This window comes from Delftia sp. NA_296.1 (assembly GCF_052692095.1).
The window spans coordinates 114287-135834 of sequence record NZ_JBQZGF010000001.1 but is presented as its reverse complement, the minus strand read 5'-3'; the positions used below and the strand labels follow the sequence as shown (position 1 = coordinate 135834).

General features: G+C 66.9%; 20 protein-coding genes. 13 read left to right on the top strand and 7 right to left on the bottom strand.

Annotated elements, in window-relative coordinates; genetic code table 11:
• Positions 1 to 42: 42 nt before the first annotated feature.
• The 4 genes from ACUTR7_RS00760 to ACUTR7_RS00745 all read left to right on the top strand — a co-directional run bounded on the left by ACUTR7_RS00760 (position 43) and on the right by ACUTR7_RS00745 (position 4297).
• A complete protein-coding gene (locus tag ACUTR7_RS00760; RefSeq protein ID WP_198818990.1) occupies positions 43 to 1788 on the top strand; it encodes a SulP family inorganic anion transporter in 1746 nt (581 codons plus the stop codon).
• A complete protein-coding gene (locus tag ACUTR7_RS00755; protein WP_080518214.1) occupies positions 1739 to 2602 on the top strand; it encodes a GGDEF domain-containing protein in 864 nt (287 codons plus the stop codon). Before ACUTR7_RS00760 ends, ACUTR7_RS00755 begins: the two co-directional genes overlap by 50 nt.
• Positions 2589 to 3458, top strand: a complete 870-nt coding sequence (locus ACUTR7_RS00750; RefSeq protein ID WP_013802173.1) for a MinD/ParA family protein — start codon at positions 2589 to 2591, stop codon at positions 3456 to 3458. The genes ACUTR7_RS00755 and ACUTR7_RS00750 overlap by 14 nt, the downstream gene beginning before the upstream one ends.
• Positions 3459 to 3523: 65 nt before the next feature.
• Positions 3524 to 4297 (top strand): sulfurtransferase, encoded by a 774-nt coding sequence (locus ACUTR7_RS00745; RefSeq protein WP_097202218.1) that lies wholly within the window; start codon positions 3524 to 3526, stop codon positions 4295 to 4297.
• Positions 4298 to 4397: 100 nt separating this feature from the next.
• Here ACUTR7_RS00745 and ACUTR7_RS00740 read toward each other — a convergent pair whose 3' ends face one another.
• Positions 4398 to 5177: an IclR family transcriptional regulator gene (locus ACUTR7_RS00740; protein WP_099751133.1), complete on the bottom strand. Its 780-nt coding sequence runs from the start codon at positions 5175 to 5177 to the stop codon at positions 4398 to 4400.
• A gap of 235 nt (positions 5178 to 5412) precedes the next feature.
• Here ACUTR7_RS00740 and ACUTR7_RS00735 point away from each other — a divergent pair, with 235 nt between their 5' ends.
• The 4 genes from ACUTR7_RS00735 (at position 5413) to ACUTR7_RS00720 (ending at position 9032) form a co-directional block, all read left to right on the top strand.
• The gene (locus ACUTR7_RS00735; protein ID WP_063325443.1) at positions 5413 to 6186 is read left to right on the top strand and encodes an ABC transporter substrate-binding protein; all 774 of its coding nucleotides are present in this window, start codon (positions 5413 to 5415) and stop codon (positions 6184 to 6186) included.
• 91 nt (positions 6187 to 6277) lie between these two features.
• The gene (gene ehuD, locus ACUTR7_RS00730; RefSeq protein WP_016451664.1) at positions 6278 to 6943 is read left to right on the top strand and encodes an ectoine/hydroxyectoine ABC transporter permease subunit EhuD; all 666 of its coding nucleotides are present in this window, start codon (positions 6278 to 6280) and stop codon (positions 6941 to 6943) included.
• Positions 6940 to 7695, top strand: a complete 756-nt coding sequence (locus ACUTR7_RS00725) for an amino acid ABC transporter ATP-binding protein (protein ID WP_445607860.1) — start codon at positions 6940 to 6942, stop codon at positions 7693 to 7695. The genes ehuD and ACUTR7_RS00725 overlap by 4 nt, the downstream gene beginning before the upstream one ends.
• A 2-nt stretch (positions 7696 to 7697) precedes the next feature.
• On the top strand, positions 7698 to 9032 hold the full coding sequence (locus tag ACUTR7_RS00720; RefSeq protein WP_445608231.1) for an NAD(P)/FAD-dependent oxidoreductase: 1335 nt from the start codon (positions 7698 to 7700) through the stop codon (positions 9030 to 9032).
• 20 nt (positions 9033 to 9052) lie between these two features.
• Here the strand turns inward: ACUTR7_RS00720 and ACUTR7_RS00715 are convergent, their stop codons facing one another.
• The 3 genes from ACUTR7_RS00715 to ACUTR7_RS00705 form a co-directional block, all read right to left on the bottom strand.
• Positions 9053 to 9622: a flavodoxin family protein gene (locus tag ACUTR7_RS00715; protein WP_088164517.1), complete on the bottom strand. Its 570-nt coding sequence runs from the start codon at positions 9620 to 9622 to the stop codon at positions 9053 to 9055.
• 160 nt (positions 9623 to 9782) lie between these two features.
• On the bottom strand, positions 9783 to 10190 hold the full coding sequence (locus ACUTR7_RS00710) for a DoxX family protein (protein ID WP_013802170.1): 408 nt from the start codon (positions 10188 to 10190) through the stop codon (positions 9783 to 9785).
• A gap of 44 nt (positions 10191 to 10234) precedes the next feature.
• Entirely contained in the window at positions 10235 to 10936 is a 702-nt protein-coding gene (locus tag ACUTR7_RS00705) for a pirin family protein (RefSeq protein ID WP_071956089.1), read from the bottom strand.
• A 133-nt stretch (positions 10937 to 11069) separates the two neighbouring features.
• On the opposite strand from ACUTR7_RS00705, the gene ACUTR7_RS00700 reads away from it, so the two are divergent.
• From ACUTR7_RS00700 to ACUTR7_RS00680, 5 genes are all read left to right on the top strand, one after another.
• Positions 11070 to 12008: a LysR family transcriptional regulator gene (locus ACUTR7_RS00700; protein WP_445607859.1), complete on the top strand. Its 939-nt coding sequence runs from the start codon at positions 11070 to 11072 to the stop codon at positions 12006 to 12008.
• Between the two features lie 134 nt (positions 12009 to 12142).
• Positions 12143 to 13270 (top strand): NAD(P)/FAD-dependent oxidoreductase, encoded by a 1128-nt coding sequence (locus ACUTR7_RS00695; RefSeq protein ID WP_063325447.1) that lies wholly within the window; start codon positions 12143 to 12145, stop codon positions 13268 to 13270.
• Positions 13271 to 13325: 55 nt separating this feature from the next.
• Positions 13326 to 14264: a tRNA glutamyl-Q(34) synthetase GluQRS gene (gene gluQRS / locus ACUTR7_RS00690; RefSeq protein ID WP_445607858.1), complete on the top strand. Its 939-nt coding sequence runs from the start codon at positions 13326 to 13328 to the stop codon at positions 14262 to 14264.
• 64 nt (positions 14265 to 14328) lie between these two features.
• Positions 14329 to 15084, top strand: a complete 756-nt coding sequence (trmB, locus tag ACUTR7_RS00685; RefSeq protein ID WP_373861123.1) for a tRNA (guanosine(46)-N7)-methyltransferase TrmB — start codon at positions 14329 to 14331, stop codon at positions 15082 to 15084.
• Between the two features lie 34 nt (positions 15085 to 15118).
• Entirely contained in the window at positions 15119 to 16141 is a 1023-nt protein-coding gene (locus ACUTR7_RS00680; protein ID WP_088164513.1) for a GGDEF domain-containing protein, read from the top strand.
• Positions 16142 to 16163: 22 nt separating this feature from the next.
• On the opposite strand, the gene ACUTR7_RS00675 is transcribed toward ACUTR7_RS00680, so the two are convergent.
• The 3 genes from ACUTR7_RS00675 to alaS form a co-directional block, all read right to left on the bottom strand.
• Complete coding sequence (locus ACUTR7_RS00675; protein WP_445607857.1) at positions 16164 to 17414, bottom strand: GGDEF domain-containing protein; 1251 nt, start codon at positions 17412 to 17414, stop codon at positions 16164 to 16166.
• Between the two features lie 9 nt (positions 17415 to 17423).
• Positions 17424 to 18515, bottom strand: a complete 1092-nt coding sequence (locus ACUTR7_RS00670) for an ABC transporter substrate-binding protein (protein ID WP_088164512.1) — start codon at positions 18513 to 18515, stop codon at positions 17424 to 17426.
• 88 nt (positions 18516 to 18603) lie between these two features.
• Entirely contained in the window at positions 18604 to 21534 is a 2931-nt protein-coding gene (gene alaS / locus ACUTR7_RS00665) for an alanine--tRNA ligase (protein WP_445607856.1), read from the bottom strand.
• Between the last annotated feature and the right edge of the window lie 14 nt (positions 21535 to 21548).

Sequence of the window (21548 nt, the reverse complement as noted above, 5' to 3'; positions counted from 1 at the left end):
CGAACATCCCGGCACCATCCAGTTAGCATGACAATAGCGGCCATGCATTCCCTGGCGCGCTGGTTTCCCTTCCTGGCATGGCCCAAACCCTCGGCAGCCGTGCTGCGCGGGGAGTTCTGGGCAGGTCTCACCGTTGGTCTGATGCTTCTGCCCCAGGGCGTGGCCTATGCAGCGCTTGCCGGCATGCCGCTGATCACCGGCATTTACGCCTCCATCGTCCCTGCCCTGGTAGCCGTGATGTTCAGCGGCTCGCCGCGCCTGGGCGTGGGACCCACGGCCTTGAGTGCTCTGTTGATCGGCGCCTCCCTCACGGGCCTGGCCGAACCCGGCTCCGCGCACTGGGTGGCCCTGGCCGCCTGGATGGCGATTTTGTCGGGCCTGGTGCAGTGGTCGCTGGGCCTGATGCGCGCCGGCTGGCTGCTCAATCTGGTGACCTCGCCCGTGCTCACGGGTTTCACACAGGCCGCAGCGCTGCTGATCCTGGCCTCGCAGTTGCCCACCCTGCTGGGACTGCGTTCGACCTGGAGCGCGGTCTGGAACACGCCTTCGCTGCAGCTTTTCGACTGGCAGTCCATCCTCTACGGCATTGCCAGCATTGCGCTGCTGGTGCTGGCCAAGCGCTGGCGCGCGGCCTTTCCCTCCGCCATCTTCATCATTGCGCTGACCGGCGTGATCAGCTGGGCCACGGACTTTGCCGATGACGGTGGCGCCGTGGTCGGCCACCTGCCGGCAGGCCTGCCCAGCTTCCAGTTGCCGGGATTGCTGAGCTGGGACGAGTTCGGCGCCCTGGTGATGCCGGTGCTGGTGATCTCGCTGGTGAGCTTTCTGGAGACGGCCTCCAGCGCCCAGGTGGAGCACCAGCAGGCCGGCACGCGCTGGAACGAGAACCAGGACCTGGTCGCCCAGGGGCTGTCCAAGATCAGTGCGGGCCTGTTCGGCAGCTTTGCCACCAGCGCCTCGTTCTCGCGCTCGGCCGTGAATCTGCTGGCCGGCGCCAAGACGGGCTGGTCCAACGTGTTCTCCATCCTGCTGGTGGTCATCGTGGTGCTGTGGTTCATCCCGGCGCTGTACCACGTGCCCAAGGCGGCGCTGGCGGCCATCGTGATCACGGCCGTGGTCAACCTGGTCAAGCCGCGCGTGCTGCTGCAGCTGTTCAAGGTGTCTCGTGTGGAGGGCAGCATTGCGCTGGCCACGCTGCTGCTGACCATCGTCACGGCGCCGCGCATGTACTGGGGCGTGTTCGCGGGCATTGTGCTGAGCCTGGGCTACTTCCTCTACCAGCGCCTGCATCCGCGCATCATCGAGGTGGGCCAGCATCCCGACGGCAGCCTGCGCGACCGCAACCTCTGGCAACTGCCGCCGCTGGCGCCGGGCCTGCTGGCCCTGCGCATGGATGCCGAGCTGGACTTCGGCTCGGCCTCGGCCCTGGAGCGTCGTATCGGTGACGAATGGGCGCTGCGCCCGGAGACACACCATCTGTGCCTGCTGGCCCAGCCCATCAACCGCATCGACGTGACGGGCGTGGAGACCTTCGTGCGCCTGCAACTGCTGGCGGCCAAGCGCAGCGGCGTGCTGCATGTGGTGGGCCTGAAGCTGCCGGCCGAGCAGGTGCTGCTGCGGGCGGGCGCCCTGCACCGCGGACCACACCTGCGGCTGTACCGCACCGATGCGGAATTCCTCGCCTCCCTTGCCCTGCCGCCGTTCGTGCCTGCACCAGGATCAACATCTGTTACCACCGATGGTGCAAAAGTCGATGCCGGCGCGGCGACAATCGAGCCTACACACTGATACACTTCACTGGCTTTTCATTCAGCCCTCCGTGACTGCCCCCGCATCCCACCAATCCGTATACCTGCGCGACCTGCGCCTGGCCACAGCCCACGCGCTGGTTACCCACGCTGGTGGGGCGGTCCATCTGCCCACGGATTCGCCGACGCGATATCTGCAGGCGCTGATCGATGAACTGTGCTCGCTGTCGCTGCGCGACCCGCTCACGGGGCTGGCCAACCGCCGCCATTTCCGCACCATTGCCGAGCGCGAGATCGACCGCGTGGCGCGGTCTGGCGAAGCGGCCCTGATGCTGATGCTGGACATCGACCATTTCAAGCAGATCAACGACCAGCACGGCCATATCGTGGGCGACCGGGTTCTGCAGTCGGTGGCCCGTACCCTGACCAATTGCGTGCGCCCCATGGACACGCTGGCCCGCTACGGAGGAGAGGAATTCGCCATCGTGCTGCCCGCCTGCCCTGCGACCTTCGGTCTCTCCGTGGCCGAACGCATACGCAGCGCCATCGAGCGCATGCCGGTCGTCATCTCACCCACGCTGACACTGCAGATCACCATCAGCATCGGCGGCGCCTATGCGCTGCAGTGGATACGCAGCACCACAACCTTGTGGACCGAGCGTGCCGACAAACAGTTGTACCTGGCCAAATCCGCCGGCCGCAACCGCGTGCACATTGAAGAACAACCTGACAGTACGGTAAGCGCGGAGGAAAAAAGCCTGCTTTTCGGACCTTTGTATGCCCCGTCCCCGTTTGACAATGGGCTGAATCCAGATATTGCAACCGATGTGGACCCCGAAGATGGACTCCGCTGATAGCCAGGTGGTAAGCGACAACGCCATTCCCCACCCCTCCCTGCCCGCTGCCGTTCCGATGAGCGATGCCGTGCGCGCCAAGCCGCGCGGACACATCATCGCCGTGACCAGCGGCAAGGGCGGCGTGGGCAAGACCTTCGTTTCGGCCAATCTGGCCGCAGCGCTGACACGCCATGGCCTCAAGGTCCTGGTGCTTGACGCCGACCTGGGTCTGGCCAACCTGGATGTGGTGCTCAACCTCTACCCCAAGGTCACGCTGCACGATGTATTCACCGGCCGTTCCTCGCTGGAGGAAGCCATCCTGCCCGCGCCCGGCGGCTACTCGGTGCTGCTGGCCGGCTCCGGGATGATCGAGTACTCGAGGCTCACGCCCGAGATCCGCCAGCAGTTCACGCACACCATCGAGACACTGGCCCCGCGCTACGACATCGTGCTGCTGGACACCGGCGCAGGCATCTCGGACGTGGTGCTGTTCTCCGTGTCCATGGCCACCGAGGTGCTGGTCATCGCCACGCCCGAGCCCACCTCGCTGACCGATGCCTATGCGGCCATCAAGGTGCTGGCCATCCAGCAAAAACGCCAGCAGATCCGCCTGGCCATCAACCAGGCGGCACGCCCCGGAGATGGCCGCGCCATCACGGGCCAGCTGCAGCAGGTGCTCAACCGCTTTGTCAACACGGCCTCCGGCGAGCCATTGCGGCTCACGCACCTGGGCGATATTCCGTCCGACCCGGCCGTGCGCGAGGCAGTGATGCGCCGCCAGTTGCTGCTGCAGTCCATGCCCGGCGCACCGGCTTCGCTGGCAGTGGCCCAGCTGGCCAATAAAATCAAGGCCCTGCTGGTGTCGGGCGGCTGATCGGGCCGCCTCTCGCCGGCGCCCCGATCCAACCCGCGGCCTGTGCCGCACCCGCCTGCCTGCCCGTGTCCGACATCCTCAATATTTCCTGCTACAAGTTCACGCCGCTGCCCGATGCAGCGGCGCTGCGCGACACCCTGGCCGAACGCGCCCAGGCCCTGGCGCTCAAGGGCACCATCCTCCTGGCCGAGGAAGGCATCAACTTCTTCCTGGCCGGCCCCGCCCAGGCGGTGCACAGCTTCGTTGACCAGCTGCGCACCGATGAGCGCTTTGCCGACCTGGCCCCCAAGGAAAGCTGGTCCGACACCGTGCCGTTTCGCAAGATGCTGGTCAAGGTCAAGCGCGAGATCATTCGCATGGACCACCCTACCATCCGCCCGGCAGAGGGCCGCGCGCCATCGGTCAGCCCCGCCACGCTGCGCCGCTGGCTGGAACAGGGCCACGATGACGAGGGCCGCGAGGTGGTGACGCTGGACACGCGCAACGACTTCGAAGTCGATGCCGGCGCCTTCAAGGACACCATCGACTGGCGCATCACCAAGTTCACCGAGTTCCCGCCCGCGCTGCGCGCCCACAAGGCCGATCTGGCCGACAAGACCGTGGTCAGCTACTGCACGGGCGGCATACGCTGCGAGAAGGCCGCCATCCTGATGCGGGACGAGGGCCTGGAGCATGTCTACCAGCTGGAAGGCGGCATCCTCAAGTACTTCGAGGAAACCGACGGCGCCTTCTATGACGGCGGCTGCTTCGTCTTTGATGAGCGCCGGGCCGTGGACGCGGACCTGTCGGCCGCACCCCAGCTGGAGCATCCGCAGGCCCAGGAGACTCCGTCTCCATAGACCGGTCCCCCAGCCCTGACTTGAAGCCCCGGGGCATGCACGCCACGCTTGCGGCGTGCGACACCAATGCAGCTGCACCGACCGCCGCATCGGCCGCTGTTCAACCCAGGGCACGCACCGAGTTGCTGAGCGAGCGGGCGCAGGCCAGCAGCCCTGGGCCCAGGCGGGCTTGCGCTTCCTCCACCGTCCATCGGCTGGTCGGCGCGACGATGTGCACGGCAGCCACGGGGCGGCCATGGCTGCCGATGACGGGCGCGCCCAGCGTCATGTCGCCCAGAAAGAGTTCCTCCTGGTTGACGGCATAGCCGCGCCGACGCGCCTGGGCCAGTTCATCGAGGATGGCGGCCTCGTCCGTGATGGTGAAACGTGTGTGCGCGGTCCGCTCGCTCTGGCGCAGCAGGGCCAGGGCTTCTTCATCGGGCAGTGCGCTCAGCCAGGCTCGCCCCGAGGCAGTGCAGTACATGGGGATGCGACTGCCAATGGGCATGTGCACCGGCACAAACTGGGCGCTGATGAAGCGTGCCACGTAGACCATCTCCAGCCCGTCGGGCTCGGTCAGACAGGTGGTCTCGGTCGTGATCTTGGTCAGCTCCGAAAGATACGGATTGGCCAGGTCGATCACCGGGTTGGCCGCCAGGTAGTTGTAGCCCACGCGCATGACGCGCGGCGCGAGCTGGTAGCGCCGGGTTTGCGGATGCTTGCGGACATAGCCCAGTTGCTCCAGCGTGAACACCATGCGTTGCGCCGAGCTTTTGTTGATGCCCGCAGCGGCAGCCACATCGGCCAGCGTCATGCTCCGGTGCTGCGCGCTGAAGGCGCAGAGCACGGCCAGGCCCTTCTCCAGCGACTGGTTGAACAGTGGGTTGGTGTCGTCATCCATCGGTGACGAAGCGGTTTGAGGCGTTGCTTGCATGGCGGCAAGTATAGGCATTCACTTCCAAAAAATCGCATATCGATTTCTTTGAATTGCTTAGTGGTTTTCTCTTATTTTCTAAAGATTCATCCACATTGATCATTGGCGCGGTTCCGAGAATTCTCCACTGCAGGCGAGGGGCTGCCCCAAGGTGACCTGTCCCTGCTGTTTCCTTCCGTCGTTCACGCCAAGGAGTCAGGCAATGCCAGGTTTTGTCCACCGCGTCCTCCACCTCGCCCTGGGCATGTGTGCCGCCGGCGCCGTCGCGCTGGCTGCAGCGCAAGGCGGCAGCGCCCCGGCCAGCTACAACGTGGGCGCCACGCCCACCGGCATTCCGTTCACCTTTCTGGACGTCAAGAGCAACAGCATCCAGGGCATGATGGTCGACACCATGCAGGCCGTGGCCAAGGCGGGAGGCTTCCAGGCCCATGTGCAGCAGACCAGCTTTGCGGCGCTGATCCCCTCGCTCACATCCAGCAAGATCGACATCATCTCGGCCGCCATGCTCAAGACCGCTGCACGCCAGCAGGTGGTGGATTTCAGCGATGCGGTCTACTCCTACGGCGAGGGCCTGATCGTCAAGGCCGACGATGCCAAGGCCTATGTATCACTGGACGATCTCAAGGGCGAGGTCGTCGGTGCCCAGGTGGGCACGGTGTTCTACGACCTGCTGCAGAAAAAGGGCATCTTCAGGGAAGTGCGCAGCTACGACTCGGTAGCCGACATGACGCGCGATCTGGCGCTTGGCCGCATCAAGGCAGGGCTGGGTGACCAGCCCATCATTGCCTACCAGATACGCCAGCACAGCTTCCAGGGCGTGAAGCTGGCCGAAAGCTACAAGCCCTCCAATGTGGGGGATGTGTGCCTGGTGGTGCGCAAGGGAGACACCGAAACCCTGGCCCGCCTGAACAAGGCCATCGCCACCATCAAGGCAGACGGCACCCTGGCCCAGATCGTCAAGAAGTGGGGCATCTGAGGACATCGGACGCCCGCCGGGTCGCCTCGCGCCTCGCCTCCCCCCTTTGCCGCGCAATGCACGGCAATGACACCTTCGAGAAAAGTACGCCATGCAAGCATTTGTGCAGCACGCGCGAGAGTTCCTGCCCATCCTGCTGCAAGGAGCGGTGGTCACGGTGCAGGTCACCGCGCTGTCGTTCCTGTTGTCCAGCGCGATCGGACTGGTGCTGGCGCTGGGCAAGCTCTCACCCGTGCGCGCCGTCTCGTGGGCCGCATCGACCGTGGTCAATGTGATACGGGGCCTGCCCATCATCGTGCAGCTGTTCTACATCTACTTCGTGCTGCCCGAGGTCGGCATCCAGCTCACCGCCTTCCAGGCCGGGGTGATCGGCCTGGGCATTGCCTATTCGGCCTATCAGGCAGAGAACTTCCGCGCCGGCATCGAGGCGGTGGACCCAGGCCAGCGGGAAGCCGCATTGGCCATGGGCATGCGACCCGCCCTGCTCATGCGCCGCGTGGTGCTGCCGCAGGCATTCCGCATTGCGCTGCCGCCCTACGGCAACACCCTGGTGATGATGCTCAAGGACTCGTCCCTGGTCTCCACCATCACCGTGGCCGAGATGACGCGCCAGGGCCAGTTGATCGCAGCGTCCACCTTCCAGAACATGACGGTCTACACCCTGGTCGCCCTGCTCTACCTGGCCATGAGCCTGCCGCTGGTATGGGGGCTCAGGCGTCTGGAGAAGCGCTTTGGAGCGGGGAGGAAGTCGCCATGATCGAGATCGACCACCTGGAAAAGGCCTACGGCGAGCATCGCGTGCTGCGGGGCGTCAACCTGCGCGTGGCACGTGGAGAAGTGGTGTGCCTGATCGGCCCTTCGGGATCAGGCAAGTCCACTGTGCTGCGCTGCATCAACGGCCTGGAGTCGTACCAGGGCGGCGAGGTGCGCGCATTCGGGGAGTGCGTGGACACCTGCGCGCCCTCCATCCACGCGCTGCGCAGCCGCATGGGCATGGTGTTCCAGCGCTTCAACCTCTTCCCGCACCGCACCGTGGTGCAGAACGTGATGGAAGGCCCCATCCATGTGAAGGGCCAGGCTCCCGGCCAGGCCCATGCCGAGGCATTGGAGCTGCTGCGCAAGGTAGGCCTGGCAGACAAGGCACAGGCCTGGCCCGCACAGCTGTCGGGCGGACAGCAGCAGCGGGTGGCCATTGCCCGCGCCCTGGCCATGAAGCCCGAGGCCATGCTGTTCGACGAACCCACTTCGGCCCTGGACCCCGAACTGGTGGGCGACGTGCTGGGCGTGATGCGCCAGCTGGCCGAAGAAGGCATGACGATGATCGTGGTCACGCACGAGATGGCCTTTGCTCGCGAGGTGGCCGACCGCGTGTGCTTTCTGCATGGCGGCACCATCTTGGAGGAAGGCCCTTCGGCCCAGGTGCTGGGCGCACCGCGCCATGCACGCACGCAGGACTTCCTGCGGCGCGTGCTGCGCCAGCACTGTGCGCCATCAGAAGGTGCGGCATGACGATGTCAGCCACCGCCTCCATCGCATCGTCTTCGTCGGTACGCCCCGTGCTGTCGCACCCGTCAGCGCCATCGCTGTGGGCGGCCACTGCGCCCGCCGCACCGCCCACGCCACCGCTGGCGGCACCGCTGACCACCACCGACGTGCTGGTGATCGGCGCGGGATATACCGGCCTGTCGGCAGCACTGCATTTGGCCGAAAGTGGCGCCAGCGTGTGCGTGCTTGACGCCCATGCTCCCGGCTGGGGTGCGTCGGGCCGCAACGGCGGCCAGGTGAACCCCACCCTCAAGTACGACCCCGACGAACTGCAGCGCATCCACGGCGCCGCTCGTGGCGAGCGGCTGATCGACGCCGTCTCCCGCTCGGCCGACCTTGTGTACGGGTTGATCGAACGGCACGGCATCGACTGCGCGCCCGTGCGTGCCGGCTGGCTGCAGGTCGGATACACCCAGCAGGCGGTGGACGGCATGCACGCACGCGCCCGGCAGTGGGAACGGCGCGGCGTGCGCGTGGAACTGCTGGACCGCGCTGCCACGGCAGCACGCACAGGCACGCCCGCCTTTGCCGGCGGCTGGCTGGATGGACGCGCCGGCGCCATACAGCCCCTGGCCTACGTGCGCGGACTGGTGCGCGCCGCACAGGCCCTGGGCGTGCAGGTTCACAGCGAATCGCCCGTGCTGGCACTGGAGCGCCAGGGCACGGACCACTGGGTCGCCACCACGGCCCAGGGTCACCGCATACAGGCCAGGCAGGTGCTGCTGGGCACCAACGGCTATACCGATGGCCTGTGGCCTGGTCTGGCGCGCACGGTGCTGGCAGCCAACAGCTTCATCGTGGCCACGCAGCCCCTGGGCAAGGCGGGCGCGCACATCCTGCCCGGGGGCGAGACAGGCTCGACCTCGCAGCGCCTGCTGCTGTACTTTCGCAAGGACGCACAAGGCCGTCTGCTCATGGGCGGGCGCGGACATTTTGCGGACCCGCAGGGCGCAGGCGACTATGCCCATCTGGAACGCGCCGTGGCGCTGATGTTTCCCGGCCTGGGGCCCCTCCAATACGAGTACCGCTGGGCCGGGCGCATCGCCGTCACACGCGACTTCATGCCCCATCTGCACCAGCCTGCCCCCGGCATCACCATGGCCTTGGGCTACAACGGCCGCGGCATTGCCATGGCCACCCTGCTGGGGCGGGAGGCGGCAGCGCTGATGGCCGGCGGAAATGCGCTGGCCTGCTCTTTTCCGGTAACGCCGGTTCAGCCGATACCGCTGCATGGGTTGCAACGGTTGTACATAGCGGCGGGAGTGGCCTGGTACAGCCTGCTGGACCGGCTGGGGGCGTGAGGTTCAGTGGAGCCGGCCGATCAAGCCGCGCCGGCCTGGCGCATCAGCCGCAGCGCCTGCTGCGCCACGCGCTCGCCGAACACGCGCGCCGTCTCCAGGTCGCCCGGCAGCATCTCGGCGGCCGAGGCATCCGAGGCCGATTGCGCCATGGCGCCGCTGAAGGCGCCTATCCAGTTGAGGTCGTTGCGCTGCGCGGCGCGCGCGTTGGACGGCAGCATGCCGCTGCCCACCCACAGTCCGCCGTGCTGCATGGCCAGCTGGAACAGGTAGTCCAGCGTGGTCTGCTTGTTGCCGTTGACGCTGGCACTGTTGGTGAAGCCGGCGAACAGCTTGTCCTTCCAGGCCTGCACGAACCACGGCTTGGACGAGGCATCGGCAAAGCGCTTGAACTGCCAGCTGGGCCCGCCCATGTAGGTGGGCGAGCCGAAGATGATGGCATCTGCCGCCGCCAGCAGCTCCCAGCCACCCGCAGGCAGCTGGCCGTCGCTGTCGATCGACAGCATGCGCGCGCCTGCGCCGTCGGCCACGGCCTGGGCCATGCGCTGGGTGTGTCCGTAACCCGAGTGGTAGACCACCACGATATCTGCCATACAAGAAATCCAATCCTCGGACGCCCTGCGCAGCCACAGGCCAGCCAGCGCCGCATTCATCAATCCATCCACGCCAAAGGGCCCCGCAGCGCTGCTGCGGGGCCCACTCAAGACAGTAGCCTAACAAAAATCAGGGCATGGCCAACGCTGCCCGACCCACTCAATGGCGGCGCGCATCCACGCTCCAGCCGCCGGCACCGTGGGCGGCAAAGCCCAGTAGGCCGCCAGTCACGGCGATGTTCTTCCAGAACAGCAGCTGCTGCATCATGGCCGCGTCGGCCGGCACGCTCCAGTAGGCGTGAAAGAAGAAGCTGGCCACCAGCGTGAAGAAGGCCAGCACCAGGGCCGCCCAGCGCGTGCACCAGCCCAGCAGCAAGGCCAGGCCGCCGACGATCTCCACCACCAGGGCAATGGCCACGCCGATCTGCGGCATGGGCATGCCTACCGATGCGGCATAGCCCACGGTCCCGGCGAAGCCTCCGATTTTCTGAAAGCCCGCAGGCACGAACATCAGCGCGATCAGGATGCGGCCGGCCAGCGCCAGCGGGTTGCTCAGACGGTTCAACATGATGGGTACTCCTCGTGAATCTTCAGAGCGTGCTGTGCACGCTCTCAGGCTTGCAGATCGAAGACCAGGACCTCGGACTGTTCCCCGTCGTGCAGGCGCAGTCGCGGTTCATTCTCCACAAGGGCCGCATCGCCCGTTGTCAGCCGTTGCCCATTGACGCTCAGCGCGCCGCGCACCAGGTGCACATAGGTCTTGCGGCCGGCGGGCAGCTCCAGCTCGGCCTGCTCATCGCCGTCGAACAGGCCTGCATAGAGGCGGGCATCGGCATGGACGGTGACCGAGCCCTCGGCGCCATCGGGCGAGGCCACCAGGCGCAGCCGGCCGCGCTTTTCATCGTCGGCAAAGGCTTTTTGCGCATAGCCGGGCGCAATGCCCGTTTCGCTGGGCAGCAGCCAGATCTGCAGGAAATGCGTGGTCTGGCCCGGCGCATGGTTGTGCTCGCTGTGGACCACGCCCGAGCCGGCGCTCATGCGCTGCACCTCGCCGGGCGAGATGGTCTGCTCATTGCCCATGCTGTCCTTGTGCGAGAGCCGGCCTTCGAGCACGTAGCTGATGATCTCCATGTCCTTGTGGCCATGGGAGCCGAAGCCCGTGCCCGGGGCGATGTGGTCTTCGTTGATCACGCGCAGGTTGCCAAAGCCCATGTGGCGCGGATCGTGGTAGCCCGCAAACGAGAAGCTGTGGTGCGAGCGCAGCCAGCCATGGTCGGCATGGCCGCGTTCCCGGGATTTGCGCAGGGCGATCATGTTTTTGTCCCTTTCCAACGTGTCAGATCTTCGAAACTCTTGCGTCGATGGCTCCACTGTAGAAGCGGCTGCCGCAGGCAAGGCGCAGCAGGATTGATGGCATCATTCAAAGCTTTTGAAGCCATAACGCCCCATGCCCAGCCCCCGCGACGTGCTCACCCCCGACAGCCTGGCCATGCTCCAGGCCATTGCCGAGGCCGGCAGCTTTGCCGCCGCTGCACGCCAGCTGGGCCTGGTGCCCAGTGCCCTGACCTACCGTGTGCGCCAGATCGAAGATGCGCTGGACGTGCTGCTGTTCGACCGCCGCTCGCGCCACGCCCAGCCCACCGAGGCCGGCCGGGAGCTGCTGCGCGAGGGGGTGCGCCTGCTGCATGAGATCGACACCGTGGCGCATCGCGTGCGCCGCGTGGCCACGGGCTGGGAGCCGCACCTGACCATCGTGGTCGATGGTGCCGTGGCGCGCACGCCGATGCTGGAGCTGGTCGAGGCCTTCTACGCCATGCAGCCACCCACGCGGCTGAAGCTGCGCGACGGCATCCTCACCGGCACGCTGGAGACGCTGACCTCGGGCCGGGCCGACCTGGCCATCGGGGTGGCGGTCAACTCCAGCAACGTGGCGGGCCTGCAGGCCTGCGAGCTGGGCGAGCTGGACTTCGTCTTTGCCGTGGCGCCCCACCATCCGCTGGCCACGGCGCCCGAGCCCATCACCGACGCCACCTTGCTGCAGCACCGCATCATCGCCGTGGCCGATTCAGGCCTGCGCGACAGCGCCAGCATGGGCCTGCTCAGCGGCCAGGACATCTTCACCGTGGACTCCATGCAGGCCAAGATCGAGGCCCAGGTGCGCGGCATAGGCTGCGGCTTCCTGCCCCATTTCATGGCCGATGTGTATGTGCAGGCCGGCCTGCTGGTGACGCGCCAGGTTGCCCGCCCCTCGCGCAATGTGCGCATGTACTACGCATGGTCCTGCCCGCCGCAGCAGGTCCCGCCGCGCGCGCTGCAGTGGTGGCTGCAGCAGTTGGAGAGCCCCGCCACACGCCGCGCTCTCATGGAAAATCATCACCGACATTGAGCTGGCGCACGCCGCCGGGCGGTCTTCGCGGGTGTAGAGTGGTTACAGGTCCCGGCCTGCCACGCCGCTGCGGTGGAGCAGGCCGGAAAGGACATGCTTCCCGGAATCTGCCACTGCCCGCAAAGGTCTGCTCCATGAACGCTTCCCGCGCTGCCTCCAAGTCCACGGTCAAGAAAAAGGCCACCAAGCCCCCCGAAGCCTCCAAGGCGCGCCCCAAGGCCGGCGCACGCCGCATTGCCGTGATTGGCGCCGGCATGGCGGGCCTGGCCTGCGCACGCACGCTGATGCAGGCCGGCCACGATGTCCATGTCTACGAGCGGCTGCCCCAGGTGGGCGGGCGCATGCGCTCTGTCAACGCCGCGCATGGCGCCTTCGACATCGGCGCGCAGTATTTCACCGTGCGCGACAAGCGCTTCGAGCTGGCCCTGCAGACCGTGCCCGGCCTGTGCCGCCCCTGGAGCGTGAGCACGCTGCGCGTGCTGGATGCGCAGGGCCGCCAGTCCAGCGCCGCCCCCGCACCCACCGAAGCCCATTGGGTGGCCACGCCCGACATGCAGGCCCTGCCGCTGGCCTGGGCCGCGCCGCTGTGGGATGCCGACCGCCTGCACCTGGGCCAGCGCGTGACCAAGCTCGAACGCCAGCCCGGATCGCACGGCTGGAGCCTGCATGTGGAGACGACCGAGCCGACCACGCAGATCCGCGCAGGCTTCGATGAAGTGATACTCGCCCTGCCCGCCCCACAGGCGCGCCAGCTGCTGCAGACCACGCCCCTGGCCCTGTCGCTGGTGCAGGGAATGGCGGCCGTGGAAATGGCGCCCTGCTGGGCGCTGACGCTGTCCTACCCCATGGCCACCGAGGCCGGCCTGTCCACCCTGGGGCCGCAGTGGAATGCAGCGCGCACCACGCATGAGCGCGCGGTCTGGGTGGCACGAGAATCCTCCAAGCCGGGCCGCTCCCAAAGCGAACGCTGGACCGTGCTGGCCAGCCCCCAATGGTCGCAGGAGCACCGCGCCGACGACGCCCCGCGCGTGCTGGCCAAGATGCAGAAGGCCTTTGGCGAGATCACGCGCATCCGCATCCCTCCCCGCCATGCCAGCGTCTACCTCTGGCCCCATGCGCAGACCCTGTCGCCGCTGGGCCGCAGCCATTTGCGCAACAAGGATGCGGGCCTGGGCCTGTGCGGCGACTGGTGCATTGGCCGCCGCGTGGAGGATGCCTTTGTCTCGGGACTGGAAATGGCCCTGGCGTTGGTTGCGGACTGAACCAGGCCACCAGGTCCTGGCAGGGGGCGGCGCAAGGCCTTAACATCCGGCCCCGATGATTCCCGCCGCCCCTGAATCCGCCGAGACCGGCTCCGCACCCGCCCCATCCCCGTATGTCGGCCGCTTTGCGCCCTCACCCACGGGCCTGCTGCATGCAGGCTCCCTGGTGGCGGCGCTGGCCAGCTGGCTGGATGCACGCGCCCATGGCGGCCGCTGGCTGGTGCGCATCGAGGACATAGACCCTCCGCGCTGCCAGCCCGGTGCCGACACCGCCATCCTGAACCAGCTTGCCACCTGCGGCCTGCTGCCGGATGAAGAGCCCGTCTGGCAGTCCGGCCGCCACACCTTCTACGAAAGCGCACTGGAGCGGCTCAAGGCCTGCGGCCTGGCCTATCCCTGCGGCTGCACGCGCAAGGACATCGAGGCAGCCTGGGAAAACCTGGGCTGGGCCCATGAGCGCCATGTGGAGCGGCCCTACCCCGGCACCTGCCGCGACGGCCTGCACGGCAAGAGCGCCCGGGCCTGGCGCTTTGCGCTGGACCGCTTCACCCGCCACGACCCCGTGCTGCACTGGCAGGACCGCCGCTTGGGCGCCCAGCAGCAGGATGTGATCCACGGCGTGGGCGACTTTGTCCTGCGCCGGGCCGACGGCCTGTGGGCCTACCAGTTGGCCGTGGTCGTCGATGACGGCCTGCAGGGCATCACCCATGTGGTGCGCGGCGCCGACCTCGCCGACAATACGCCCCGCCAGATACTGCTGCAGCGCGCCCTGGGCATAGATCACCCGCAGTATCTGCACACGCCGCTGGTGCTCATGCCCGACGGCGAAAAGCTTTCCAAGCAGCACGGTGCCCCCGCACTGGACCTGAGCGCCCCCGTGACCGCGCTGCGCACCGCAGCCGCCCACCTGGGACTGGCCCAGCCATCACCCCAGGCCGCATTGGGCGAAGCGCTGCAGTTCTGGGTCAGGGGCTGGCGCCATACATACAATTGAGCCCGTGAACCCAATTTCTTCCCCCCAAGCCGAGCAGTCCATGGACGGCGATACCCCGAACACCATGTCCGCTGCCCCCGGTGCGCCGCACGATTCCTCTTCGCCCTCCACACCTGCGGCCGCCCGTACCGGCCAGCCGCCCGAGGGCGTGGCCCATCCCAAGACCATCAAGAGCTATGTGCGCCGCGCCGGCCGCACCACGACAGGCCAGGCCAAGGCCTTCGAGGAGCTGGGTCCGCGCTTCGTGCTGAACTACCAGGCCGCGCCGCTGGATGCCTTGGCCACCTATGGCCGCCAGGCCCCCCTGATCCTGGAGATCGGCTTCGGCATGGGCGAGGCCACGGCGCACATCGCGCGCGTGCGCCCCGATGACAACTTCCTGTGCTGCGAGGTGCACGAGCCCGGCGTGGGCGCCCTGCTCAAGCGCATTGGCGAGCAGGACATCTCCAACATCCGCATCCTGCAGCACGACGCCGTCGAAGTCATCGACAACATGCTGCCCGAGGCCAGCCTGGACGGCATCCACATCTTCTTCCCCGATCCCTGGCACAAGAAAAAGCACAACAAGCGCCGACTGATCCAGGAGCCTCTGGTGGCCAAGCTGGCACGCCGGCTGCGTCCCGGTGGCTACATCCACTGCGCCACCGACTGGGAGCCCTATGCGGTGCAGATGCTGGAGGTGCTGGGCGCGGAACCCCTGCTGGCCAACACGGCCGAAGGCTATGCCGCCAAGCCCGACTACCGGCCGCTGACCAAGTTCGAGAACCGTGGCATCCGCCTGGGCCACGGTGTGTGGGATCTGGTGTTTGAGCGCCGCTGAGCCGGTCGCGCCCTCTTCCAATACAAGGCCTCGCATGCAGCCATTGCTACAGAATCTGGTCGAGATGACGGCCCACAGGGATCATCTGCGATTGGAAATCTCGGTGCTGTCCACCCTGTTCAAGCTCAATGGCGTGGTGCAGGTGCGGGCGCTGGAGCTGTTCGCCATGCCCGACGGCAGGCACTGCGTGCGTGCGCGCACCTGGAGCCAGGGCGATCAGGTCATGTCCACCGATGCCGAGGCCTTGTATGACCCGCAAAGCGTGGAGCTGGCCTCTATGCCCGCGCTGCAGCAGGCGCTGCAGCAGCGTGCCCTCATCGCCTCGGCCGTGCAGCCCGATGGCCAGCACGTGCTGTGGCTGCCGCTGTGGCGCCAGGAGACGGCCTACCACTGCCTGGAGATCACGCAGTCCACGGCCTTCTCGCCCAGCCGGCTGGATGTGATCCAGGGCATCTTCGGCGTCTATCACAACTACCAGAGCCTGCTGGACTACAGCGAACGCGATGCGCTGACCGGCCTGCTCAACCGCAAGACCTTCGACGAGCAGTTCCTGCGCCTGTCGCTGCAGGAGCCGCCGATGGCCATGCCGGGCGTGGCCACGGAAGACGTTCCCGGCCAGTGGCTGGCCGCCATCGACATCGACCATTTCAAGCGCATCAACGACCGCTTTGGCCACCTGTATGGCGACGAGGTGCTGATCCTGGTGGCCAACATCCTGCGCAGCTGCTTCGACGCCAAGGACCGTGTGTTCCGCTTCGGCGGCGAGGAATTCGTGGTGCTGCTGCGCTCGGTCAGCCTGGTCAATGCCCGCAAGGCGCTGGAGCGCCTGCGCCACGACGTGGAGAGCTACGAATTCCCCCAGGTCGGCCGCATCACCGTGAGCACGGGCTTTGCCGCCATGGGCACCGGCGCACCCGTGGAGGTGCTGGGCCATGCCGACCAGGCCCTCTACCACGCCAAGGAGCATGGCCGCAACCAGACCTGGTACTACGGTGATCTGATCACCCAGGGGCTGCTGGCACCCCAGGTGAACAGCAACGACATCGAACTGTTCTGAGCCGACCCTGGCGCCGTGCCGTTCAGGCGAGGCCGGCCACGCGCACGCAGTCGCGCCCGGCGTGCTTGGCCTCGTAGAGCATGGCATCGGCGCGCTGCAGCAGTTCCTGCGCGCTCTCGGCGCCCTGCAGTTGCGCCACGCCAAAGCTGGCCGTCGCCGCCAGCTCCAGGCCATGGACCTGTATGGGCGTGGAGCGTATGGCCTCGCGCAGCTGCCCGGCCAGCGCCCAGGCCTGGGCCGCAGCCACACCCGGCATCACGATCAGGAACTCCTCACCGCCATAGCGCGCCATCCATTGCGCCGAAGGCTCCCGCTCCAGTGCGTGCCGGCAACGCCGTGCCACCTCGCGCAGCACGGCATCGCCTGCGGCATGGCCGTGCCTGTCATTGACCTGCTTGAAGCGGTCCACGTCCACGAACATCACGCTCAGGGCCGCATCCAGGCGCTGGCCCTGGGCGACCTCGGAGGCCAGGCGCTCGTCCATGGCGCGGCGGTTGAGGCATCCGGTGAGCGCATCGGTCAGCGACATGCGCTTGACCTCTTCCACCAGCTCCTCCAGCTGGGCCGTGCGCTGGGCCACCAGCAGGTCCAGATGCTCGATGTGGCCGCGCAGGTCATGCTGCAACTGGCCAAAGCCCTGCACCACCATGTCGATCTCGTCGCGCTGCCCGCGGCGCGCCCGCTCCAGCACCAAGGGCCTCGACAACTCATTGGGCTTGAGGCTGGCCGCAAAGCCCGCAATCTGCTGCAGCGGCTGGCGCAGCTCCCTGCGCATCACCCAGGCCACCATCAGACAGACCAGGGCCGTGAACATCGCATAGCCCAGCAGCACGCGCAGCGTAGAGTCGCGCAGCACCTCCAGGTAGTGGCCCCGGTTCTCCCAGACCTGCAGTTCGCCCAGCGGCAGGCTGGACTGGCTGTGACGCGGTGCCGGAATGAGCATGGACACGGCAGGCGCGCGGCCATCCCTGGGCTCGCCCGCCTCGTACATCTCGCCCGTGGAGGTGACGCGCAGCTGCACATGGCCCACCAGGGGCAGCTTGCCCAGCCACTGCACCTGCTCGCGCACCAGGGCCGGCTCGATGTCCCACAGCGCGGCGGACAGCGAGATCATGCTGTTGGCCACCAGCGTCTCCATGGAGCGGCGAAACTCCTGCTGCCCCTTGCGGTACTCCCACCAGGCGTGGGCGCCGCCAAACACCAGCATGCAGGCCACGGCCAGCAGCATGATGCGCAGGATCAGCAGGGAGGCGATCGAACGGAAGCGGGGCATGGAAGGCGCTCAGCGCAGCAGGTGCTTGAGCTCGAATCCGTAGCGCCGCAGCCGGGGATTGAGGTGCTTGCTGTAGCTGCGAAAGTCCAGAGGGGCCAGCGGCGCACTGATCCTGTGCTCGTAGCGGTCGATCTGGGACTTGTCCAGCAGCGTGAACATGGGCCGCACCTGCTCCAGCCCTTCGGAGGCGAAATCGGCGCCGTGCGCATGGTCGTAGAGCATGACCAGGGCCCAGGCGCCGGTCAGGAAATGGCCGCCCGCCAGTGCCGACAGCTCGCCCGTGCGCAGCGCCGTCATGGCGGCAGCCGATGAATTGATGGCGCTGAAGAAGGCGTCACGCCCCGGCGAGCCGCCCCGCGCCCGCCAGGCCTGCATGGCGCCAAAGGCCATCTCGTCGTTGCCCGCCCAGACCAGGCGAACCTCGGGATAGCGCTGGAACAGCACGGCCGCCTGCTGCTCGGCGCGTTCGCGGCGCCATTCGCCAAAGACTTCCTGCTGCAGCACCACGTCGCTGGCCTCGGCCGCCGCGCGGCGCATGCCGGCATTGCGTTCCACCGAGGAGGGCGTGGAGCGGTCCCCGGCAATGGCCACCATGTGCAGCCGGCCATCGGCCGCACGCGCCTGGCCCGACGCCCGTGCAGCGGCGAACAGTGACTTGGCGGTCAGGTAGCCGGCCTCTTCGGCGCCCGGCTCCAGGCTGCCCAGCCAGTGGCGATAGCGCTCCCGCGCCACGCCTGTCTGGCCGCGCAATGTCTCGGGCACGCCGCTGAAGGCCATGAAGCTGTCGATGCCTGCGGCCTCCAGCGTGCGCAGGATTTCAGGCGCCACGCTGTAGTCGTTGGTAAACATCACGTAGCGGGGCCGCTGCGCCTTGGGCAAGGCGGCAATCTGGCGCGCAATCTCGATGGGGCGCAGGTGGTCGCGCTGGGCATAGCGGACCTGCAGCTGCATGCCCAGGCTGTTGGCCGCGTCCTGCATGGCCTCGCTGACCGTGGTCCAGTAGCGCTCGTCGGACCGGCCGGGGTTGATGAAGACCACGCTTTGCGCGGCGGCAGCGGCCGATTGCGCCAGCACGCCCATCACCCAGGCCATGTAGGTCATACGCAGCGCCCACGGCAAGACGCCCCGGTGGAGTCCACCGGGGCGTCCCGAAGAAGGGGCAGCAGGAATCATCTGCCGCGCAGCTGGGTCAGACGCGCTCTGCCACCCAGGCCTGCACACCGGCCAGCGCCGCGGGCAGGCCCGAAGCGTCCGTGCCGCCGGCCATGGCCATGTCGGGCTTGCCGCCGCCCTTGCCGCCGACCTGGCTGGCCACGAAGTTCACCAGATCGCCAGCCTTGATGCGCGAGGTCTCGGCCTTGGTCACGCCTGCGGCCAGTTGCACCTTGTCGCCATCGACGGCGGCCAGCACGATGGCTGCGGCGCCCAGCTTGTCCTTGAGCTTGTCCATGGTGTCGCGCAGGGTCTTGGCGTCGGCGCCTTCGAGCCTGGCGGCCAGCACCTTGATGCCCTTGACGTCCACGGCCTGGCCGGCCAGCTCGTCGCCCTGGCTGGAAGCGAGCTTGCCCTTGAGCGCAGCCACTTCCTTCTCCAGCGCGCGGATCTGCTCCAGCGCACCGCCGATGCGGGTGTTCAGCTCGGCCGTCGGCGCCTTCAGCGCGGCGGCGGCCTGGTCCACCGTGGATTCCAGCGATTGCAGGTAGGCCAGCGCGTTCTCGCCGGTCACCGCCTCGATGCGGCGCACGCCAGCGGCCACGCCGCCTTCGCCCACCACCTTGAACAGGCCGATGTCGCCCGTGCGCTGCACGTGGGTGCCGCCGCACAGCTCGCGGCTGCTGCCGATGTCCAGCACGCGCACGGAGTCGCCGTACTTCTCGCCGAACAGCATCATGGCGCCCGTGGCCTTGGCCGATTCGATGTCCATCACGCGCGCATCGGTGGGCGTGTTGGCCAGGATCTCGGCGTTCACGCGGCGTTCGATCTCGCGGATCTCTTCAGCGGTCACGGGCTGGTTATGGGCAAAGTCGAAGCGCGTGCGCTCGGCGTTGACCAGCGAGCCCTTTTGCTGCACGTGGTCGCCCAGCACTTCGCGCAGGGCCTTGTGCATGATGTGCGTGACCGAGTGGTTGCGCATGGTGGCCGCACGCAGCTGCGTGTCCACCTCGGCCTGCACGGCATCGCCCACCTTGAGGCTGCCGGACTCCAGCACGCCGTGGTGGCCGAACACATCGGCCTTGATCTTGAGCGTGTCCTCGACCGCGAAGCGTGCGCCCGCGGTGCTGATCACACCCTGGTCGCCCACCTGGCCGCCGGACTCGGCGTAGAAAGGCGTGGTGTCGAGCACGACCACGCCGCTCTGGCCGGCCTTCAGTTCCTGCACGGCGCTGCCTTCGGCATACAGCGCCACCACCTTGGCGGCCTCGGCCAGCTTCTGGTAGCCCGTGAAGGCATTGGCATCGCCCGTGTATTCCAGGGCGCGGTCCATCTTGAACTTGCCTGCTGCGCGGGCCTTGTTCTTCTGCTCTTCCATGGCGGTCTGGAAGCCCGCCTCGTCCACGCCCACGCCGCGCTCACGGCAGACGTCGTTGGTCAGGTCCAGCGGGAAGCCATAGGTGTCGTGCAGCTTGAAGGCCACGTCACCGGGCAGAACCAAGCTAGACCAGTCTCGCGGGTAGAAATCAGTCATTTGATGGTCCGAGCGCTCTGCCAATAGAACGTCAAAATCATCACCCCCCTTGGCACCAAGCCTTGCAAATCGATACCCATTGACCCAATTCACGCCACCGCCACACCAAGTCGAAACTAGCGAACATTCAGGATCAATTTCTTTCGCAATTCTCTTTGCCAGAAGTCCATCCAAAGTAGCGTCCAGAATATCCATGCCATTGGCCAGGGTCTCGAAGAAACGCTCTTCCTCGACCCGCAGCACTTCGGTGATGCGCGCTTCCTGCTCGCGGATCTTGGGATAGGCATCGCCCATCACGGCCACCAGGTCCTTGACCAGCTTGTGGAAGAACGGGGTCTTCTGGCCCAGCTTGTAGCCGTGGCGGATGGCGCGGCGCACGATGCGGCGCTGCACGTAGCCGCGGCCTTCGTTGGAGGGGATCACGCCGTCGGCCACCAGGAAGGCGGTGGCGCGGATGTGGTCGGCGATCACCTTGAGCGAGGGGGTCTCGATGTCGGCGATGTGCGTCTCGCGCGCAGCGGCCTTGATCAGCGCCTGGAACAGGTCGATCTCGTAGTTGCTGTGCACATGCTGCAGGATGGCGGCCAAGCGCTCCAGGCCCATGCCGGTGTCCACGCAAGGCGCGGGCAGCTTCTTGGCATCGAACTCGACATACTGCCAAGTATCCCCCTCAGCCACCACTTTGTAGTTGGCACTACGCGCATGGGCATCGGCTACTAGTGCATCGACTTGCGCACGGTTGAGGTGATGCTCTACGCGCGTTTCAAACATGTCGAACTGCATGAACACGTTGTTCCAGATTTCGATGAAGCGGTCGCCGTCTTCGTCAGGGCTGCCCGGAGGGCCGCCGGCCACGTGCGCGCCGTGGTCGTAGAAGATTTCTGAGCAGGGGCCGCAGGGGCCGGTGTCGGCCATCATCCAGAAGTTGTCGCTCTTGTAGCGGCCGCCCTTGTTGTCGCCGATGCGGATCACGCGCTCGGGCGGCAGGCCGATTTCCTTGGTCCAGATGTCATAGGCCTCGTCGTCCTCGGCGTAGACCGTGGCCAGCAGGCGTTCCTTGGGCAGCTTGTAGACCTCGGTCAGCAGCTCCCAGGCCCACTTGAGCGACTCGCGCTTGAAGTAGTCGCCGAAGGACCAGTTGCCCAGCATCTCGAAGAAGGTGTGGTGGCGGGCCGTGTAGCCCACGTTTTCCAGATCGTTGTGCTTGCCGCCTGCGCGCAGGCAGGTCTGCACCGAGGTGGCGCGCTTGTAGGGGCGCTTGTCGGTGCCCAGGAACACGTCCTTGAACTGGACCATGCCCGAGTTGGTGAACATCAGCGTCGGATCGTTGCCGGGCACCAGGGGGCTCGACTCCACGATGGTGTGGCCCTTGGATGCAAAAAAGTCCAGAAAGCTCTTGCGAATGTCGGCAACGGTGAAAGTGGGTGTGCTCATGGTGTCTAGGAGTT

What these genes read in the sequence shown, in the direction of transcription:
- ehuD (WP_016451664.1), top strand. Translation starts at nt 6,278, where the DNA reads ATGCAAGCATTTGTGCAGCACGCGCGAGAGTTCCTGCCCATCCTGCTG.
- ACUTR7_RS00735 (WP_063325443.1), top strand. Translation starts at nt 5,413, where the DNA reads ATGCCAGGTTTTGTCCACCGCGTCCTCCACCTCGCCCTGGGCATGTGT.
- ACUTR7_RS00755 (WP_080518214.1), top strand. Translation starts at nt 1,739, where the DNA reads ATGGTGCAAAAGTCGATGCCGGCGCGGCGACAATCGAGCCTACACACT.
- ACUTR7_RS00695 (WP_063325447.1), top strand. Translation starts at nt 12,143, where the DNA reads ATGAACGCTTCCCGCGCTGCCTCCAAGTCCACGGTCAAGAAAAAGGCC.
- ACUTR7_RS00750 (WP_013802173.1), top strand. Translation starts at nt 2,589, where the DNA reads ATGGACTCCGCTGATAGCCAGGTGGTAAGCGACAACGCCATTCCCCAC.
- ACUTR7_RS00720 (WP_445608231.1), top strand. Translation starts at nt 7,698, where the DNA reads ATGTCAGCCACCGCCTCCATCGCATCGTCTTCGTCGGTACGCCCCGTG.
- ACUTR7_RS00705 (WP_071956089.1), bottom strand. Translation starts at nt 10,936, where the DNA reads ATGATCGCCCTGCGCAAATCCCGGGAACGCGGCCATGCCGACCATGGC.
- alaS (WP_445607856.1), bottom strand. Translation starts at nt 21,534, where the DNA reads ATGAGCACACCCACTTTCACCGTTGCCGACATTCGCAAGAGCTTTCTG.
- ACUTR7_RS00680 (WP_088164513.1), top strand. Translation starts at nt 15,119, where the DNA reads ATGCAGCCATTGCTACAGAATCTGGTCGAGATGACGGCCCACAGGGAT.
- ACUTR7_RS00760 (WP_198818990.1), top strand. Translation starts at nt 43, where the DNA reads ATGCATTCCCTGGCGCGCTGGTTTCCCTTCCTGGCATGGCCCAAACCC.
- gluQRS (WP_445607858.1), top strand. Translation starts at nt 13,326, where the DNA reads ATGATTCCCGCCGCCCCTGAATCCGCCGAGACCGGCTCCGCACCCGCC.
- ACUTR7_RS00710 (WP_013802170.1), bottom strand. Translation starts at nt 10,190, where the DNA reads ATGTTGAACCGTCTGAGCAACCCGCTGGCGCTGGCCGGCCGCATCCTG.
- ACUTR7_RS00670 (WP_088164512.1), bottom strand. Translation starts at nt 18,515, where the DNA reads ATGACCTACATGGCCTGGGTGATGGGCGTGCTGGCGCAATCGGCCGCT.
- ACUTR7_RS00675 (WP_445607857.1), bottom strand. Translation starts at nt 17,414, where the DNA reads ATGCCCCGCTTCCGTTCGATCGCCTCCCTGCTGATCCTGCGCATCATG.
- ACUTR7_RS00715 (WP_088164517.1), bottom strand. Translation starts at nt 9,622, where the DNA reads ATGGCAGATATCGTGGTGGTCTACCACTCGGGTTACGGACACACCCAG.
- ACUTR7_RS00740 (WP_099751133.1), bottom strand. Translation starts at nt 5,177, where the DNA reads ATGGATGACGACACCAACCCACTGTTCAACCAGTCGCTGGAGAAGGGC.
- ACUTR7_RS00700 (WP_445607859.1), top strand. Translation starts at nt 11,070, where the DNA reads ATGCCCAGCCCCCGCGACGTGCTCACCCCCGACAGCCTGGCCATGCTC.
- trmB (WP_373861123.1), top strand. Translation starts at nt 14,329, where the DNA reads ATGTCCGCTGCCCCCGGTGCGCCGCACGATTCCTCTTCGCCCTCCACA.
- ACUTR7_RS00725 (WP_445607860.1), top strand. Translation starts at nt 6,940, where the DNA reads ATGATCGAGATCGACCACCTGGAAAAGGCCTACGGCGAGCATCGCGTG.